This window comes from Paenibacillus sp. PastF-3, assembly GCF_029893135.1.
Classification (GTDB): Bacteria; Bacillota; Bacilli; order Paenibacillales; family Paenibacillaceae; genus Paenibacillus_AQ; species Paenibacillus_AQ nitricinens.
In genome coordinates, this window is record NZ_JARXWM010000004.1 from 202,927 (window position 1) to 221,379 (window position 18,453).

Below are 18,453 nucleotides of genomic sequence, written 5' to 3' on the forward strand. Positions count from 1 at the left end.
CCAGGAACCCTATTTTGTAACTTGAGTGACTTTACCGTCACTGTCGATCTTAACTCGACCAGCAGATAAAGACTCTACTTTTTTCAGCAAAAGCTGTCCGTTCACCTGATTCATGGGCACGGGCTGAGCTAGCTCAGCAGTCATAGGCTTCAGCTGTAATGAACATTGACCTTTTTTACTGCATTCCGCCTGAAAAACAGCAGTTTCCCAAGTGGCGGGTACAGTTGATCTCGTAAAAATAAAATTACCGGTGCTGTAAGCGATCCACTTGCCTTTGTATGGCTCCACACCTTGCAATACATGCGGGTGACCACCAATGACAAGATCGGCTCCCGCATCGACAAAACTACGTCCAAGGGTCTGCTGAATATTATCAAACTGCTCTACCCGTTCTTTGCCCCAATGGACAACTACGACAACCAAATCAGCTTTTTGTTTAGCTGCAGCAATCGCTTTAATTCCTTCTCTACTATCATATACTGAAGCAAGCCCCGGTTTATTTTTACCCGCCATCCAGTCCGATGCAGGAATCACCCGTGTGAACCCCAGCAGGGCGATCTTAATCCCTTTACGCTCAAAATATTGTGCTGAAAATGCTTCCTTACTGTTGAGTCCAGCACCAACATAAGGAATGCCTCTTTCTGACAGATGACTAAGCGTGTCTCGCAGACCTTCTTCCCCTTGATCCAGCGTATGATTGTTCGCCATATTTACTGCATCCACTCCGGCTGCTTTAAGAGCATCTAGTGCTTTAGGCGAGCCTTTGAATACGTATTGCTTATTAGCGGCGCCAACCCCACCCGTGGTCACAGGAGTCTCCAGATTCACGACCGTTAGGTCATCCTTCTTGAACATTCCATCGAGCGCGGCATACGAATAGTCGTAACCTTTCTTTTCGAGCAATTCCCCGGCTTTCCCCGAAAAAATAACATCTCCACCAAAATTCAAGGTCACTGTAGTGCCAGAAGCCTGGTCATCTGATGGAAGTCCAGACACAGAACCACTATCTGCGACTTGGGAGCTACCTTCATCTAGCGAAGGGGTCTCAGTTGGTACAGGTGCCTGTGTTTCAACATTTTCTTCTCTCTTTGGCTCGGGTGTAGGTGTAGCTTCCGGAGTTACCGTTGGAGAAGGAATGGGAGACTCCGTGGCTTCAGGCGTTGCAGTCACTACAGGTGCTGTCTCCTGAGCAGTACTATCCGGCGTAGGCGAAGCCGTCATTTGTGCCACTGGAGGCGGCTCAGAACTTCCCTTGAATCTGTCATCCATAAAACTATAGCTGAGCGCCACAATAATCATCAGAAGTAGACCTGCATTGACCCACATCCAGGCCGTTCTGCGCTTACGCTTGCTCTTATGTTTGCTCTTCTGTCTAGAACGCGATCGCGGCGGATACATTGTTTCTATGATCTCCTCTACTCTCAAATTGGTTCTATTATAGCATATCTAGCACCTGTCCCTCCAAATAAGAGAGTCCGCCAAGTATAAACGCTCTCGGCGTCCTTTTAAGGACGGTGAGTGTTTAAGCGAGAAATATAAGACATAAAGTATAGCGTAAAACTTATACTTTCTTATATTTTAGAATAGTATGTTTTAAACAAAAACGGTGAAGCAAAAAAATCTTCGCTTCACCGTTCATTATATAATTCTAACTCTCCCGTAAATGAACAATTAATTCGATATACGCTTTGCAGCGCTTTGTGCTGTAAGCTTAGCCTGCTTAACACAATCAGGCATTGCCACTCCATCATATCCCGCTCCAAAGACATATATCCCAGGAAGTGTGGTCTCAAGCTCCCTATGGAATTTAGAAAGATTGTCAAGATGTCCAACAGGATACTGTGGCATCGAATGTTCCGAACGAGTAATTTCCGTGAATATAGGTTTTGCTGTAATGCCCAAGATCTCTCGTAAATCCTTACTCACTAGTTCCGTAAGCGCCTCATCTGGAAGTTGAACATTCTGCTCATCTCCGGAGCGGCCTACATGACAGCGCATAAGCACTTTATCTTCCGGGCTCGTATGCGGCCAATTCGTAGACGTCCATGTACAAGCAGTAATATTGCGTCCTTCCTTACGTGGCACAAGAAAACCTGCTCCTGCATCATCAATTTCGATATCCTTCTTGTTGAAGGCCAAGACTAAGTTCGCAACCGATACATAATTTACTGCATCGAGTGCTGAAACATCCACATGTGGACGCAAAAGTTCGGCAGCAAAAGAATTTGGTGTGGTGATATATATTTCATCCGCAAGCAGCCGTTCGCCACTTTCCAGTTCTAGCTCATAGCGAGAAGCTTTAGTTTCTGTAGCATGTATAGAGACCACCGCAGCTTCAGTTCGCTGTTCTACATCGTGCAGTTCATGAATCAAGCCATGCACGAGACTTTGTAGTCCTTTTCGAAAGGTCAGAAAAGTGCTGTTCTTTGTGCTCGTTTTTGTCTTGGAGGAATTCCGTTCTTTGATGAATCCACGAATAAGACCACCATACTGCCGCTCTACTTCTCCAAACTGCGGAAAGGTAGCCTGTAGGCTGACTTTGTGTAAATCCCCAGCATACATACCGGCTAATAGCGGTTCGGTCAAATTCTCCATCACTTCAGTACCTAAACGTCGCTCAATCAGCTGTCCGAGGGATTCATCGACATTACTCCGCTTAGGAGGAAGGATCAGGTCCATCAGCGCGCGTATTTTGCCACCGAATGAAACCAGAGCACTTGATAGAAATGGCTTTAGTTCAGTAGGAATTCCAAGCACCAGACCGGTAGGCATAGGATGAAGCTTGTCACGCTGTAGTATATAGGTCTTCTCTGCCTTTGGATTTGTGTTCACCAGCTCGTGATCTAGCTCTAATTCCTTAGCCAATTCAATCATCTCTGTTTTACTAGCTAAAAAAGAATCCGGACCTTTCTCAATCACAAATCCATCCCGGTGCAATGTTTCGATCTTCCCACCAAGAGTCTTTTCTTTCTCTAGCAGCACAATATCAGGTTTCATGCCGGCTTTCTTGTAAAACTTACGAATGTAAAAGGCGGCGCTGAGTCCACTCAGCCCACCGCCTATGATAACAATTCGCCTAGAGGGACCAGTCATGATTGACCGGCCGGCATTTGATTCAGTCTTGTACGAACAACATCGCTCAATACGGACATGTACGCAGGATCGCTGTTTAATGATTCAATCCGCATAAGACGCATATCCAGCTCTGAAGCTACGGCTGTTGCCTCGATATCAAGGTCATACAGCACTTCTAAATGATCGGATACGAACCCGATCGGTGCCACTAGAACATACTCTACCTGTTCCTTGCTAAGCTGTTGAAGAGTATCCAGAATGTCTGGTCCAAGCCAAGGTTCAGCGGTCCGTCCTGCGCTTTGCCACGTAAACTGCCAATTGGTTATCCCCGCTTGATCTGCAATAGCCTTTGAAGTCTCCAATAGTTGATCTTTATAAGGATCCCCCATAGCTAGAATACGCTCTGGAAGGCTATGCGCGCTAAATAATACCCTTATCTCATCGCGAGTAGCACCTGCTTCGATATATTGATCTATTTTCGCAGTTACTCTCCTGCTTAGAACATCGATCAATACTGGGTGCATATGGTAGCTCTCCACAAAACCCATGTTGATTTTACATGCATTAGCCTTTTCCTGAGCACGTTTGATGTAGCCGCCCACGCTCATGCTTGAATAGTGAGGGGCAAGCACAACACCAACCGCTTGGGTAATCCCATCCTTTGCCATAGCTTCGACGCCGTCCTCAATAAACGGATAGGCATGCTTCAAACCCTGATAGCAGACAAATTCTACATCCGCCCCAGCTTTATCCGCGTTTATTGCTGCCTGTAATGCAGCTACTTGACGGTCTGTATTCTCCCGCAGCGGGAATACACCCCCGACAATCGCTTCGTAGCGATCTGTTAATTCTTTAAGCTGCTCCGCAGTCGGCGGATTACCTCGCCGAATATGAGTGTAATATGCTTCAACGTCTTCTAAGCTTTTAGGAGTGCCATACGACATGACGAGAACACCTATTTTTGCTGTCACGGATTCCATCCCCTTATAGATTTAATGGGCTATTTTTAAGAACGCAGTTTGGCTGATTCTTTCAATACTTCCTGTGAATATTCGTGAATATATTCCGTTAATTCTCTAAGCTTCTCTAAGGAAGCCTCCGGGAATAAGCCATGACCCAGATTGAAGATATATCCCGGCTCTTGTACCCCTTCATCAATTAGCTCTTTCGCGTGCTCCTTCAAGACGTCCATCGGCGCTGTAAGTAAATACGGGTCCAGGTTGCCTTGAATCGCAAATTTCCCACCTGTTCTGCGTCGACCTTCGGACAAGCTCACACGCCAGTCCACCCCGATTACATCCGCTTGAAGCTTCGTAAGACTAGGTAGCAATTCGCCAGAGCTCACACCAGGAAAGTATATTTTCGGTACATCAAGATCGGATAATTCGGAAAAAATACGAGAAACCGTCGGTAACACATACTTTTCAAAATCGCGTGGCGCAAGGGCACCGACCCAGCTGTCGAACAATTGAAACGCTTTTCCACCACTACGCACGTGACTGCGGAGGTAAGCGATAATCATATCGCCGAGCTTGTCCATCAGCATTTCCCAGACACGGGGTTCACTGTACATTAGCTCTTTAGTACGAATATATCCTTTGGAAGGTCTGCCTTCGATCAGATAGCTGGCAATTGTAAACGGTGCGCCTGCGAAAGTAATCAAGGGCACGTCCAGCTCCTTATCCAGAATTGCAATTGTCTCCAAAATATGTCCGAGATCACCTTCAACATCAATGGGCTTCAGTCTCTCGACATCTGCTGCAGAGCGAATCGGATTCTCGATCACAGGGCCAATATCCTTGACGATATCAAATTTCACACCGATAGAAGCGACCGGATTCATAATGTCTGAATACAAAATGGCCGCGTCCACACCTAGCTTGCGCACAGGCATCAAGGTTACTTCAGCCGCCAACTCAGGCTGTTTGCAGATTTCAAGCAATGTGTACTTTTCCTTGATTTTACGGTACTCGGGATCATAACGGCCGGCCTGCCGCATGTACCATACGGGAACGTGCTCCGTCTCCTGCTTTCTGCAGGCGCGGATAAAAGTGTCGTTGTAGGTCATGATAAGATCTCCATTATATTTTATAGGATTTTTTAAAATAAACGCTTACCGTCCTAATAAGAACGCCGATGGCGTTTATGCTTGATCGGCATACTTACTATTATGCCCTTTTTAAAAGGTTGTAACAAGCAAAACGAAGATCGTGGAATGACAATCCTATGACATTACTATGACATGTATTGCACTTTTGAAGCTTAAAAAATGATATACTGATAAAATGTCTATTTTTCTGTGAATCATGTATTTTCTGAAATTCTTTGAAAGGAAGTGAAAGCACTTTGAAGAAATGGGAGACATGGAAGGTCAACCTCTTAGTGCTTTGGTTCGGACAATTCTTGGTAAATGCCGGAATGACGATGATTACACCGTTCCTGACCTTGTATCTTGCTAAGGATCTTGGAGTTCAGGGTGAGCATGAAATTGGAATTTGGGCGGGCCTTATTTTTGCCGCAAATTTTTTAACTTCATTCATTTTCCAGCCACTATGGGGGAAACTCGCTGACAAATATGGGCGTAAAATCATGCTCCTGCGCTCCAGCTTTGGCATGGCTATCGTTATGGTGTTAATGGGTTTCGCACAATCCCCTATGCAGCTGCTCTTACTGCGACTGCTAAACGGTACAATCTCCGGCTTCAATCCCGCTTCCATCGCCCTCGTTTCGGGTACTACTCCCAAAGCACGCATGGGATTTTCTATGGGGCTGATGCAGTCGGGTTCTGTTGCAGGTACCATTCTTGGACCACTTATTGGTGGTTTTCTTGCTGATTTAATCGGATTTCGTCCGATCTTTTATGTCGTTGGCGCCTTGCTCTTTATCGCCTCTCTGCTGGCATTATTTCTCGTTAAAGAGAAATTTGATCGTGCAGAAGCGGCACAAGAGCCGCAGGTATCAGTAATGGAGGGCTTGAAGGAATTGATCAAAATCCCTCAGCTCCCGGCACTGTTTGGTGTAACCTTTTTGCTGCAATTTGCAATGATCAGCCCCATGGCCTTGTTGCCGCTTTATGTTGAAAAGTTAAATGGGCCTGCTGAGAATATAGCCTTTTTAGCTGGAATGGTCAGCGCAGTTACAGGGATCTCTAACATGATGGCTTCCCCCTTGCTCGGCAAGCTGAGTGACAAAGTCGGCGCACATCGCATTCTGACCTACGCCTTAATCGGGGCTTCACTATTCCTGATTCCGCAGGCATTCGTTACTAGCGTTTGGCAGCTAATCATTGTCCGCTTTCTCATGGGGATTTTTATGGGCGGCCTATTGCCCAGCGTTAATGCGCTTATCCGGTCTTATACCCCTGACGGGAAAGAAAGCCGCGCATTCGGCTTCAACGGCAGCACATTGTCACTGGGCAATATGCTAGGAGCTATCATAGGCGGCTTTCTATCTGGTTATATTGGTATTGAGGGACTGTTTATCATCTCCGGAAGCTTGTTGCTGTTAAACACCGTATGGGTCCGGGTTAAGCTATACAAAGCTACTCCGCCACGGCTATTTCGCTAATCTTCTGCTATTTCACCATTGCCAACGCCAGTCCATCATAGGCTGGCAGACAAGTGCTGATCAGACGGTCATCGGTGGCGATCATTTCATTGAAATGCCGTACAGCCAGAATGGCAGGTCCATTTCGATCTGTATTTAGCGTCCGTCCGCGGAGAAAGATATTATCACCAGCAATGATCGCTCCTGGATTAGCCATCTTGATGGCATATTCCAAGTAATTGATATAGTTAATCTTGTCTGCGTCGATAAAGAAGAAATCGAACTTAGCTCCCTCTTCGTCCAGTGCCTTCAGGCTGTCCATAGCGGGTCCTATTCTATATTCCGTAGAATCCCCGAATCCGGCCAGTTCTAAATTACGGCGAGCAAGCTCGGCATAATCGGCCCTCAGTTCTAGCGAAGTCAGCGTGCCACCTTCAGTGAAGCCGCGAGATAAGCAAATCCCGCTGTAGCCGCCAAGTGCACCAATTTCCAAAATACGCGTGGAGCGGGACAGTCTAACAAGCATAGTGAGCAGTCTTCCGTACCCCGGCTCGACAGACACCTCCGGCATACCCGATTGGACGATAGCTTCTTTTACCTGAAGCAGGATTTCATCCTCGGTATAAAGTTGTTCACTGTATTCTTCTTGTGTAAGCATAAAGTTTCTCCTTTGATGACCCCCCGTTTTCTCGAATGAAGGGATGACGGGGAAGATTTTATGATTTATGGAATGCCGGGCATTGTGAAGTGTCCCGCATTCCCCTATACTTGTATGGATGCTTTTCTTATGGTACTGGCTTTTCTTATTGTACTGGCTTTTTGTATTTATCTACAAGTTAAACGGAGTTGAGAGTATTTGAGCAAATTACAATTAATCGCTACTGCCCCCATGGGACTAGAAGCTGTAGTAGCGCGCGAATTAAACGAACTGGGTTATGAGACCACGGTCGAGAACGGTCGTGTATTGTTCAGTGGTGATTATATCGACATCTGTCGCTGTAATTTATGGCTGCGTACATCCGACCGCGTATTAGTAAAAATGGGTCAATTCCCCGCTAAAACCTTCGATGAGTTATTTGAGGGTGTTAAAGCGCTGCCTTGGGAAGACTGGATTCCCGAGAATGGAGAATTTCCGGTTGAAGGACGATCCCATAAATCACAACTAACGAGTGTACCCGCTTCCCAAGGGATTGTCAAAAAAGCTATCGTCGAGAAGCTGAAGCTCTCCTATCATACGGACTGGTTCCCAGAGAACGGACCTCGATATGTGATCGAAGTGATACTGTTAAATGATATCGCGCTTATTACGCTAGACACCACCGGACCCGCTCTTCACAAACGTGGATACCGCAGACAAGCTACAGAAGCGCCACTGAAGGAAACGATGGCCGCCGCTTTAATCCAGCTTAGCCGCTGGAATGGCCACCGGCCGCTATATGATCCATGTTGTGGTTCGGGAACATTGTTGATCGAAGCCGCGATGATCGCTTGGAACATCGCACCGGGACTACGTCGTTCCTTCCCTTCAGAACATTGGCCAGTCATTCCTAAGTATCTGTGGGAAGAAGCTCGCGAAGAAGCTTTCGATGCCGTGCGAGATGATTATCCGTTGCAGCTAACCGGCACGGATATCGATCCTGCTGCTATAGAAATTGCTGAAGCCGCTGCTAAAAGCGCCGGCCTGTCCGGAGAAATCACCTTCACCGTGATGGCTGCCGCCAAAGCAAGACCCCAAGGCGAATATGGCTGTATCATTACCAACCCGCCATATGGTGAACGGATCAGTAATGATAAAGAGGTGGAGAAGCTGACTCGCCAGTTTGGTGAAATGATGCTGTATCTACCGACTTGGTCATTCTTCGCGATTAGTCCCTATAAGGAATTCGAACAATATTACGGCCGTAAAGCGGACAAGCGTCGCAAGTTGTATAACGGACGTATTGAGTGTCAATATTATCAATACTTGGGTCCACTTCCACCTAGAAATCCGAAATAATTCGGAAGACAATTACGCCAAGCATGAACGCCTTCGGCGTCCTTATAAGGATGGTAAGCGTTTATGCGAGAAATATAAGAACGGACATCTCCCTCGACTGAGGACGGTGTCCGTTTCTTCTTACATACTCAACTTCTACGCTAGGAGGCTTTAACGTGTCACGAGATCTATTTAGTAGGAGCAGCTCATCGATAACGGATAGAATGATCACTATTGTCCGCTCCCGTTATATTGGTTACATCCTTTTTCTTGTCCTTATGCTCGCTAAGCTAATGTTTCTTCACAGCGGCCTGCATGCCCCTAATATTGATATGAACCGTCTCGATAAGCTAATTGCTATCGGTTCAGTTATGCTGTTATCATTTTGGGTGTTATGGCTCCCCCGACGTGGACAGACCATAGCCCTGATAATCATAAACGTGCTCCTGACATTACTTATTTATTCTGATATTGTCTACTATCGCTACTTTCAGGATTTCATCACCGTTCCTGTTCTTTTTCAAGCCGGACAGATGGATGCACTTGGCGGAAGTATCTTTGCACTACTCCGTCCCTCTGATCTCTACTTGTTCGCGGATTGGCTGATATTTCTGGTTTACACCATTTGCGTGGTGTTATTCCGTCGGAACACGCCTACCTATAATAATAAACAGCCATCCTATTATGCTCGTACAAGTCATTTCCGTCCCTCTTCACGCTTAATGAGAGGACTAAAACAGAGCGTTAACGGAGTCGTTGCATTACTATTAGGCTGCATTCTGACCTTTGGTCCTATCCACTCTTACGCCACTACGTGGGCCAAGGGTTTATTCACTGGTAATTGGTGGAGCTTGGCGATGTATAACGTTACTGGACTCATTGGATTTCATGGTTATGATATTTACTTGTATACCAAAGATCATTTAGGCCCGCAGCCTGAGCTTTCACAAAAGGAAGCCAGCTCCATGAAGCTCTGGTTCAATGAACACAATGCTGAGCAAAGTGCTCTTAACGACAGCTTTGGAAAATACAGCGGAAGCAACATCGTTGTTATTCAGGCCGAAGCTTTTATGAATTTTGTAGTGGGACGTTCGATCAATGGACAAGAGGTCACACCTAATTTGAACGCTCTAATCAAAGAGAATACCTACTTCAGTAATTACTATCATCAGACCTCACAAGGACGAACCTCCGATGCCGATTTCGCCTCGAATGGTTCAATGTATCCGCTGGTCTCCGGCTCAGTATTTGTCCGTTACCCGGATCATCAATTCGACACGTTACCTGCCATTTTGAAGTCCAGGGGCTATAGCACCAATGCCTTCCATGCGTATGAAGGAAGCTTCTGGAATCGGCAGATGATGTATAAGGCGATGGGATATGACCATTTTTATAGCAAAAAAGACTTTAAGATCGACGAGCCTCTAGGCTGGTCATTGGGAGATAAATCATTCCTGCGGCAGTCCCTAAATATTATGGATTCTGCAGAATCGATCCAGAAGCCCTTTTACTCTTTTTTGACTACACTATCTAGTCATCACCCATATTCTCTCCCTGCGGCTAAACAAGGGCTTGATACCGGGGAGTTTAAAGGTACCATCTTCGGAGATTATTTGCAGGCTGTTCATTATACAGATGAAGCTCTAGGTGAATTGGTGAGTGATATGAAGCAGCGTGAGTTGTGGGATAACACGATTCTTGCCTTTTATGGTGATCATGATAACTCAATCCAAGACACCTCTTATTACGAACAATTTCTTGGTAAAAGCTTAAGCAAACTCGACATGCATCAAATTATGCATCAAGTTCCATTGCTCATTCATCTGCCGGGTAATAACACCTCGGTGCTTGATTCTAATCCGGCTGGTCAATTGGATCTCACACCTTCCTTACTCCATCTGCTGGGGATCTCACAAGATCCTTATTATCTTATGGGTAATAATCTGTTCAGCGGCAAAGAGCGACTTGTGACACTGCGAACCGGTGCCTTTGCTAATGCGAAGAGATCCTATCTACCAAGTGATAATGGACAATTCAACAACGGCACCTGTTATAGCCTTGACAGCCGCGAAGCTATAGACGTTGCGGGTTGTAGCACCGGGTTCGAGACAAGCAAGCAAAGACTGCAAATCTCAGACGATATCATGAAATACGATGGCATCAAGATGCTCCGAAAAGAAGAATCCGCACCATAAATATTTGATTTTATAAACAAAAAGCCCTAGACTCCGTCATCAGAACGGGTTTAGGGCTTTTTAAGTTGATGGATAAGACCTCTGCATTATTTCTGAACGGCCGGTTGCTTGATAAAAGCTTCTACCTTCTTCAACACTTCTTCCTCTGTTGGAGCACTCACATAACGACCATTAACATATACAAAGGCCCGTTTGCCACATGGACCGCAGTACGACTTACAGCCGACCTTGATCTCTGCATCAGGCGCCATCTTTTGCAGTTTGGGTATGATACTTTTCAATTTCATAAAATTACATTCATCGCACACTTGTATATCGTTAGCCATGGAGCAACCCTTCTTTATGTCCCAAATTTAAGGCGAAACGTTTAGTGATCGCCGTGATTACCTTTAGATGGATTAGTAATAACAAAACCTTCTTCAGGAAGATATAAATAATCAACGACCACACCATCAAGGAGCGGTTGATTCGGATCAAGAATAACATCGATTTCTTTATCTGTCGAGACTACAACATCATTCTCATTAGGCGTGTCCAAATCCAGTCCGTAGTGAGCATGATCACCGTGAGCATGCGTAATCGCTACGCGAAGCTTCAGCTCGCTGTTTCCTTCAAGTTCCATTTGTTTCTTTATCACTTTAGCCGCATTGCGGGTAATTTTGACCTTCATCTATCATCCATCTCCTAGTACTTAAATTAAATACTCAATTACCTATTTTAAAGGTAATTGATATCTAAAAGCAACTATATTAACAAATTAGATACACAATCCGAGCTAAATCTCACTTCACTGCCTTAGTTTCCGGCCTGAAGTGCCGGGTATTTCCGTCCCATCCGTGACACGAACCAGCCCATAAGGAGCATTGTCACACCAATATCATCGATCGGTAAAAAAGGCATGAAATCCGGCAACACCCAATAGAGCAGCACTGGGATTGTGAATAAAAGCTTGTCCCCTATTGCGACTTTTGGGGAGATCACATATCGCCAGGAACTACTGAAGATAGTAGACCATTGTTTCAGTGACAGCAGTTTTTTCAGTTTCATAGTGGCTCTCCTCCCAAGTAAAAAGGATACAGCCGCGGATAACGTGTAGTGACGACAGCGGCCATACCCTATGGTTTATGTTACGCAAGTTTACTGTAATTGTTTCATAATTTTTTCACATTGGATAGTATCGTTCCCAAAATCAGACCTGTTTCTAACGCCATATCCTCAAAATCTGCCAGTGGCAACGGATTTTTGCCGATCCCCAGCTCTACAGTAAATCCTGGTTTGCGAAAGGTTTGGATAAACCAATCCTTATATCCGGCATCGCTGCCCGTTAATTCGACTGCACGATAGCTACTCGCAGCCGCCAACCGTGTTGCTAATTCGCGGCTTTCGGGCGGCTCATATCCCCGGTAATTCCAGTAGATCTCTCCACCTTGGCTATGCAAAGACACTGCAGCTTCTCCGGGCGCGTTCTCAGCAAGTACCGCTAGAGCGGCTGCCTCAGGTTCACTTAACGCCTTAGGACCACTGTAATCACGCGGAGAGGGCCCGATTACACCACGGCGTTCCCGTTCCTCTTCCCAATGAGCAGGGAACTGATCCCCGAGATCCACACCGCGTATATTGGCCTTCCAATGGCGAAAACTCCGCCGTCCCCCGTTCCATATCATAAGGTCCTCATAATAAGGGTGGCCTGGTAAAACGCCCTCCTGCACTAACTCCACACCGTCTGGGTTTGCCATGGGTACAGCCCATAGGGTCCAATTATTGTACCATTCCTCTGGACAATGACCATTCCATGCCAAACCTTTAACATAAGCTGCCGCATACTCTTCTATGAACGACATCAGGCAAGGCGAGGTCAGCCATTCATTAGCATGTAGAGCCGCATTAACATGCAAATGACGGGTTCCCTTGCCTATTTTAAGCACATGAATTGGCTTGCCGAGCACACTGTTGCCAATTGGATGTGCTTGTATAAAAGGATATTGTGCAATCAGACTGCTGATGTCCTTCTCAACATCAACCGGACCGTACTCTCCACGTAAGAATACCACTCGCTCTGGAATCGGAGGTGGTATGACGAGCACTTTTCCCGGTGTACAGAAGCGCCCTGAGGACACACCTGGATTAAGCTTCTCCAAATCATCTAAACTCACATTGAATAATGACGTTATACGTTCAAGGTCGTCCCCTTCCTGCACCGCATATCTTTTACGTGGCGAAGACGGCAGAAATAAAACCTGACCCGGATATAAATAAGACTGTCTCCCAACCCATGGATTGCCTTGAATGACATGCTCAGGGGTTAATCCATGCAGGGCGGCAATTCGGCTTACGGTATCTCCCCTACTTGCAATATATTGTCGCATTAGGTCTCATCCTCTCGGCCTTAAATTGCTGATACGGCGGATACAAAAATAGCAGCAAACAGCACTTAACTCTATTGTATGCAAGAGCCACTACCTTGCATGAAGGAGAAATGAATCACAAGAAGATAAAATAGGCTGGGAATTATGCTTCCCAGCCTATTTTATCTTACACTCCGTAGAGTTTGTCCCTATTCAATTCAACATTGCTCTGCTTATAACGTGGATACTTGCCATACTACTGGGGTGCGTTTAATTTGTTCTCCAAGCCAGTCACGGGCAATTCGCTGAAACATTTCTGCATCACCACTGCAAAAGAACTGATGAATTGGACTTTCATCCCCGATGGACAGCTTGCCTTTATCATATAAAATCGTGCTGATCTCACGAGCTGTCTCATCTGCGGAACTGATCAGTTTGACTCCCGGTCCCATGGTCTCACCAATAGGCTCAACAAGAAATGGATAATGAGTGCATCCTAAAATTAAAGTATCGATGTTATTATCTTTAATGCCTTCCAATGCCTGCTCTACAATTTCATAACTTTTCTCTGAGCGGAACATACCTTGCTCAACGAGTGGGACAAGCGCTGGGCAGGCTTGACTTACAACCTCAACAAAAGGAGACAGCTGCTTTAGTGCATTAGTATAAGCCCCACTGCCGATGGTTCCTATTGTACCGATCACGCCGACATGTCCGCTTTTGGTCGCGCTAATTGCAGCACGGGCTCCGGGATGAATCACCCCAATGACAGGAATAGAGACCTTGGCTGAGATATAATCGAGTGCCGCAGCTGTTGCGGTATTACAAGCGATAACAATCATTTTAGGATTAAACTGGATCAAATAATCTACAATTTGTTCTGTAAACAATGTTACTTCCTCGGTCGAACGGGGTCCGTACGGAGCTCGGGCCGTATCTCCGAAATAAATGATCTTCTCCCGCGGGAGTTGCCTCATCACTTCTTTGACAACTGTTAGCCCTCCCACACCTGAGTCTAATATTGCAATAGCTTGCTGCACGAACACACCGCTTCCTTCTACTTGTTTTGTGTAGCTTATGTAAGCCGAAAACAAAATGTACCTGACTTTCAGCCCCAATTGCAGATAATACTCCTTTTGGACTCTTTGTTCAAGACAAGACTTTTTACATTATTTCACAGGTCCTTAAAAATGAAATAAAAAAGCCACTCTCCGCCCAATGCGAAAAAGCGGCTCTATTAAAAGAGAATAAGTACTTTTTAACCGTAAAACCAAACACTCCATCCACTGTTTCATTATGCGATTTCGTTATTGTCCTTGTCATCTGTTTGAGCTTCTTCAAGGCTAGCTTCTTCACTGCTTACTTCATCACTAACAGGTAAAACCTCTAACTCCGTTACCTCTTCCAAAGTAGCCGCAGCCTCTTGAATCGTTTCTTCCGTAGCAATTCCACTTACTGCTACAGTAGCAGTATCTTCTTCTACAGCATTCGAACATGATTTGCTCCATTCGCGAACCTCATGGACTACATGACCTATAGAATCCTTAGCTTTGTCGTACAGCTCAACGCTCTTGTCTCCAGCTTGCACGGCAATTCCCTGTACCTTTTCAATGCCGGCAGCTGTTCCTTCCGCAATATCCTTGCGCAGCTCTTTACCTGGCTTAGGCGCGAACAGAAGGGCTGTCACTGATCCAACCACACTTCCGACTAAAGCTCCCCATAACAAACCTTTAGTGTCCTTTTTCATCGTTTCATCTCTCCTTTAAATTCATTGCTCCCCGCTCTACCGGGCTAATGCCTATATCTGCTATATCATAAGCAGCAGGAGTTTGTCTTGTGACTAATTATTACGACTTTTCAGAAGTTTTGTCTGTTACATTTTTGGGTGCAATTGCGTATCGGCAGCATTGTCCGCCTTCTGCCATACATTCACTTCGTGTAACCTTAGCATCCAGCAATTCCTCAAATAGGCTATGCTCGCATTGACAAGCTTTACGATACTGAGTAGCCACCTGGCGAATCGGGCAGTTGTATTCTCTTATGACAAACGAACCGTCCTCTTCACGGTTCCACTCTGCCATATATCCACCGGCGTTTTGGATCGACGATAACTCAGCTACTCGTTCTTCCAAACTCCGGCGTTCCATCATTGGTGCATACTGTGTGAGCATCCGGCGACGGCGTCCCTCAAACAATGTATTAACAGCATCCAATCCACTGCCATAATCCAATTCACGCAGAAGCTCCAAAGCCAGATTGTGATAACTTTTTGGAAAATACTCTTCGGACTTCTCTGTTAAAGAATACATATGTAAAGGCCGCCCCATCGCTTGCCGAACCACTTTTGTCTTAGCAAGTCCCTCCTGCTCCAGCTGAAGCACATGGCGACGGACACCCATCTCTGTAATTCCCAATTCTTCTGCCAGCGCGCCGATGGTCAGTGGTCCTTTCGTCTTCAGGAGCGTCATAATCAAGTGCCTTGTCGATCCATTTTCCTGCCCCATCTTCATCATAAAGGAACCCCCTCTCTTTCACGGCTACCGCCTATTTTATATGATTCTATCTTATGCTATTATAGCGTTACACCGGACCCAAGTTCCTGATCCAAATAATTCCCTACTTCAACAGCAAACTTCTCTAGCACCTCTGAAAGGATTGGTGTGAGCGGGTGCAGCGCTTCTCTTTCCCAGGCAAAATAATCCTGCACGAGCGGCTTACGAAGTGCGACAAGCTCTATCAATCGCTCGTAGATCTCACTTTTACCTAGCACTTTTTCTTCATGTATGATTGAAATGATATCCTCATAACTTCCAGCATCGCGCATAATAAAACCGTCAATCAGACAACTACCAACGTCCGTAACCACCTCTATCGCCAGATGAAGGCAACGTTCTTGTATTAGTCCGGTTAAAGTATTGCCATCCCATGAAGCTGTTACAGTCCGAAGACCCGTCGTTATATCTGGGATTTGAGCAAGAATGGTTTCGATTTGTTTGCGGTTGACATAATACACAGCAATACCCCCATGTCAAAAATAGTTAGAGAAATCTGCATTATCCCTACTTACCGCGTTTGCCGCGGCGTTTCAGCCAGAAGAACATAATGAAACATGCCGCAAGAAAAACGACCAAATAAGTTAACGCTTCCATCGGATACTCGAGCTCACGCATTCCTGTCACCGCTTCCGGTATAAAATGATGATGCTTGTTAATCAGTAGACTGCTTAAATTACGTAATCCACAGCAATTGAAAGTTCTTTAACCTCATTAATATGAGCTATAACTTCCTTGTGCGCGGGATGAACCTGATAAGCCTGTAAATCATCTAGAGAAGCTACCACCGTAACTAGAGCAATATCAAAGGATCGATCAGAATGAATGATATCAGCACCCACTTCAATCGAAAGGAGCTGCGGAATTTTACCTTCCATATTTCGCAGTACGGCTACCGTTGCCGCAACGCTTTCTTCGGACCGGTCCTTCAATTTAAAAAACACAATATGCTTGATCATTCTAACTCGCTCCCTGTTGTAATATTGTAATTAGATATTAAAAATATATCATAAGCTTACGTGTTCTGAAAGAAACTTAAAAGGTGATTACAGAAATAGCAGCATTAACCATTGCCGATGTACAGGAAAGTGTTGTAGTATATTTTTAAAAAATCGGAGGAATTATGCCTAGTAACCAACAAGAAACTCATAATATCCAGGCGTGGTCTCTGATCAACCGCAAATATCTTGGACAAGGCGTTCGTGTAAAAAGATTCCGCCGTCCAAAGCGTAGCCAGATTAGAAACCGTGTGTTACTTGCTGTATTGATGGCTAAGGATATCAAACTTTCAAAACTCGCAGAAGATCTGGGTATATCCTCTCGCAGCGTAAGTGCCTGGGTATACGAAGGTCGTATCCCTTCCAACAATAACATTGACAAGACCTGCCGCCTACTCGGGTACCCGCCCCACATTTTGTTTAATGAAGCACTGATTCGTCAAAGTCCAATTGTATGTCAACCAACACCTTCGCGATTTATGAAAAGAAGTATTACCAGTTCTCCACGTAGCAATGTGATTCTGACCGGTCTCTGTATGGTTTACGATTTTTCCGTTACCGATGTAAGTATTTGGATAGGCGTTCATCCCGGAACGTTTCGAAAATGGTTGCACAGCAGCCATCTGCCTACCCCTGCTCTGCAGGAAAAAGCCGAAGCCTTCTTCCGGATTCCACGCCATATTCTATTTGCAGACTGCGGAACGCTCTAATGTGATCACTTCGTTTATAAGTGCAATGCCAACCCTTTTTCATGAATTCATGAAAAGGGTTTTTTGCCATATTTTTTTCTCGAAAAAAGGTCATACTACTGCTTAGGTACCACGTACAGAACTAAGAACGGAACAGGAGGCGTAAGATGAGACTTGACGGAATACTATCTGAAGGCTACACCGATACTTGGGACGTGGCCCCTGGTGTCATCGGACTGCGAACCATGTTCGTAAATTGCGCATTCATCGGCCAGCCCCATTCGGACTGGATCATTGTAGATACGGGGCTAAGCTCATACACAGACCATATTATTGATTTTGCTAAGGAGAAGTTTGAGAAGCCTCCGGTGGCAATTGTCTTGACGCATGGGCATTTTGATCATATCGGGGGTGTGAAAAAGCTTATTGAGGAATGGAATGTACCCGTGTATGCTCATCCACTAGAGCTTCCTTATTTAACAGGTAAAGCGGATTATCCGCCAGCCGATCCGGCCGTAGGCGGTGGACTGATGAGTATGGTGTCCTCATTATTCTCCCATCATGGCATCGACCTTGGATCAGCCATCCATCCGTTGCCGGAAGACAGGACCGTCCCTGGAGCACACGGCTGGAAATGGGTCCATACTCCTGGACATAGTCCGGGACATATTTCCCTGTTCAGACCAGAGGATAAGGTGCTAATTGCTGGTGACACTTTCCTTACGGTCAAACAAGAATCGGTATTCGCTGTGGCGACTCAGCATCAGGTGGTGCATGGCCCTCCCTCTTATTTCACGACAGACTGGGAAGATGCGGAAAAGTCGGTCCGCACCCTTGCACTGCTCAATCCTCATATCGTTCTCTCTGGACATGGGGTACCGATGGAGGGAGAAAAACTATCTACTCAGCTTGCTCATTTATGCAAAAATTTCAAAGAAATGGCGCTGCCGGGTCAAGGAAAGTTTGTGTAAGTAAGGTGCTTTTATCATTCAACTAGAATTAGGGAAAAAGTCCCTATTTATCCGGGCGAGCATCCCTCTCAAAGCATAATCCGGGAAAAACTCCCTTTAATTCACTT

Annotated in this window: 19 protein-coding genes; 5 read left to right on the plus strand and 14 right to left on the minus strand. The window is 45.6% G+C overall.

All coding sequences use genetic code 11. The annotated features are described in order from the left end of the window. Positions 1 to 9 precede the first annotated feature (9 nt). The 4 genes from M2444_RS10540 to hemE form a co-directional block, all read right to left on the minus strand. Positions 10 to 1,398, minus strand: coding sequence for a CapA family protein (locus M2444_RS10540; RefSeq protein WP_280786905.1), 1,389 nt, complete (start codon positions 1,396 to 1,398; stop codon positions 10 to 12). 273 nt (positions 1,399 to 1,671) lie between these two features. Next, positions 1,672 to 3,093, minus strand: coding sequence for a protoporphyrinogen oxidase (gene hemG, locus M2444_RS10545; protein WP_280786906.1), 1,422 nt, complete (start codon positions 3,091 to 3,093; stop codon positions 1,672 to 1,674). After that, a complete protein-coding gene (gene hemH / locus M2444_RS10550; RefSeq protein ID WP_280786907.1) occupies positions 3,090 to 4,046 on the minus strand; it encodes a ferrochelatase in 957 nt (318 codons plus the stop codon). The genes hemG and hemH overlap by 4 nt, the downstream gene beginning before the upstream one ends. Before the next feature lie 35 nt (positions 4,047 to 4,081). After that, positions 4,082 to 5,143 (minus strand): uroporphyrinogen decarboxylase, encoded by a 1,062-nt coding sequence (hemE, locus tag M2444_RS10555; protein ID WP_094874395.1) that lies wholly within the window; start codon positions 5,141 to 5,143, stop codon positions 4,082 to 4,084. A 278-nt stretch (positions 5,144 to 5,421) separates the two neighbouring features. Here hemE and M2444_RS10560 point away from each other — a divergent pair, with 278 nt between their 5' ends. Further along, a complete protein-coding gene (locus M2444_RS10560; protein WP_094874394.1) occupies positions 5,422 to 6,642 on the plus strand; it encodes an MFS transporter in 1,221 nt (406 codons plus the stop codon). Between the two features lie 7 nt (positions 6,643 to 6,649). Here the strand turns inward: M2444_RS10560 and M2444_RS10565 are convergent, their stop codons facing one another. After that, entirely contained in the window at positions 6,650 to 7,279 is a 630-nt protein-coding gene (locus M2444_RS10565; protein ID WP_094876155.1) for an O-methyltransferase, read from the minus strand. Between the two features lie 198 nt (positions 7,280 to 7,477). Between M2444_RS10565 and M2444_RS10570 the strand changes: the two genes are divergently transcribed. Both M2444_RS10570 and M2444_RS10575 read left to right on the plus strand, forming a co-directional pair. Beyond that, on the plus strand, positions 7,478 to 8,617 hold the full coding sequence (locus tag M2444_RS10570) for a THUMP domain-containing class I SAM-dependent RNA methyltransferase (protein WP_076283187.1): 1,140 nt from the start codon (positions 7,478 to 7,480) through the stop codon (positions 8,615 to 8,617). A gap of 203 nt (positions 8,618 to 8,820) precedes the next feature. Further along, positions 8,821 to 10,791, plus strand: coding sequence for a sulfatase-like hydrolase/transferase (locus tag M2444_RS10575; RefSeq protein ID WP_280787052.1), 1,971 nt, complete (start codon positions 8,821 to 8,823; stop codon positions 10,789 to 10,791). An 86-nt stretch (positions 10,792 to 10,877) separates the two neighbouring features. Here M2444_RS10575 and M2444_RS10580 read toward each other — a convergent pair whose 3' ends face one another. The 9 genes from M2444_RS10580 to M2444_RS10620 form a co-directional block, all read right to left on the minus strand. After that, positions 10,878 to 11,117 (minus strand): YuzB family protein, encoded by a 240-nt coding sequence (locus M2444_RS10580; protein WP_042126265.1) that lies wholly within the window; start codon positions 11,115 to 11,117, stop codon positions 10,878 to 10,880. Between the two features lie 41 nt (positions 11,118 to 11,158). Next, a complete protein-coding gene (locus M2444_RS10585) occupies positions 11,159 to 11,461 on the minus strand; it encodes a HesB/IscA family protein (protein ID WP_042126263.1) in 303 nt (100 codons plus the stop codon). Positions 11,462 to 11,586: 125 nt separating this feature from the next. After that, a complete protein-coding gene (locus M2444_RS10590; RefSeq protein ID WP_094876156.1) occupies positions 11,587 to 11,838 on the minus strand; it encodes a hypothetical protein in 252 nt (83 codons plus the stop codon). Positions 11,839 to 11,942: 104 nt separating this feature from the next. Further along, positions 11,943 to 13,157 carry a M14 family metallopeptidase gene (locus M2444_RS10595; protein WP_094876157.1) on the minus strand — a complete coding sequence of 405 codons (1,215 nt, stop codon included), beginning with the start codon at positions 13,155 to 13,157 and terminating at the stop codon, positions 11,943 to 11,945. A 212-nt stretch (positions 13,158 to 13,369) separates the two neighbouring features. Next, positions 13,370 to 14,176, minus strand: coding sequence for a glutamate racemase (gene racE, locus M2444_RS10600; RefSeq protein WP_042193608.1), 807 nt, complete (start codon positions 14,174 to 14,176; stop codon positions 13,370 to 13,372). Positions 14,177 to 14,430: 254 nt separating this feature from the next. Continuing rightward, complete coding sequence (locus M2444_RS10605) at positions 14,431 to 14,883, minus strand: YtxH domain-containing protein (RefSeq protein WP_094874389.1); 453 nt, start codon at positions 14,881 to 14,883, stop codon at positions 14,431 to 14,433. 100 nt (positions 14,884 to 14,983) lie between these two features. Next, positions 14,984 to 15,649 (minus strand): helix-turn-helix transcriptional regulator, encoded by a 666-nt coding sequence (locus M2444_RS10610; protein WP_094874388.1) that lies wholly within the window; start codon positions 15,647 to 15,649, stop codon positions 14,984 to 14,986. 59 nt (positions 15,650 to 15,708) lie between these two features. Next, positions 15,709 to 16,149: a DUF86 domain-containing protein gene (locus M2444_RS10615; protein WP_042186787.1), complete on the minus strand. Its 441-nt coding sequence runs from the start codon at positions 16,147 to 16,149 to the stop codon at positions 15,709 to 15,711. Between the two features lie 210 nt (positions 16,150 to 16,359). Next, positions 16,360 to 16,647 (minus strand): Dabb family protein, encoded by a 288-nt coding sequence (locus M2444_RS10620; protein ID WP_042126253.1) that lies wholly within the window; start codon positions 16,645 to 16,647, stop codon positions 16,360 to 16,362. A gap of 164 nt (positions 16,648 to 16,811) precedes the next feature. Between M2444_RS10620 and M2444_RS10625 the strand changes: the two genes are divergently transcribed. Continuing rightward, positions 16,812 to 17,396 (plus strand): helix-turn-helix domain-containing protein, encoded by a 585-nt coding sequence (locus tag M2444_RS10625; RefSeq protein WP_094874387.1) that lies wholly within the window; start codon positions 16,812 to 16,814, stop codon positions 17,394 to 17,396. A gap of 146 nt (positions 17,397 to 17,542) precedes the next feature. After that, positions 17,543 to 18,346: an MBL fold metallo-hydrolase gene (locus tag M2444_RS10630; protein ID WP_094874386.1), complete on the plus strand. Its 804-nt coding sequence runs from the start codon at positions 17,543 to 17,545 to the stop codon at positions 18,344 to 18,346. Positions 18,347 to 18,453 lie beyond the last annotated feature (107 nt).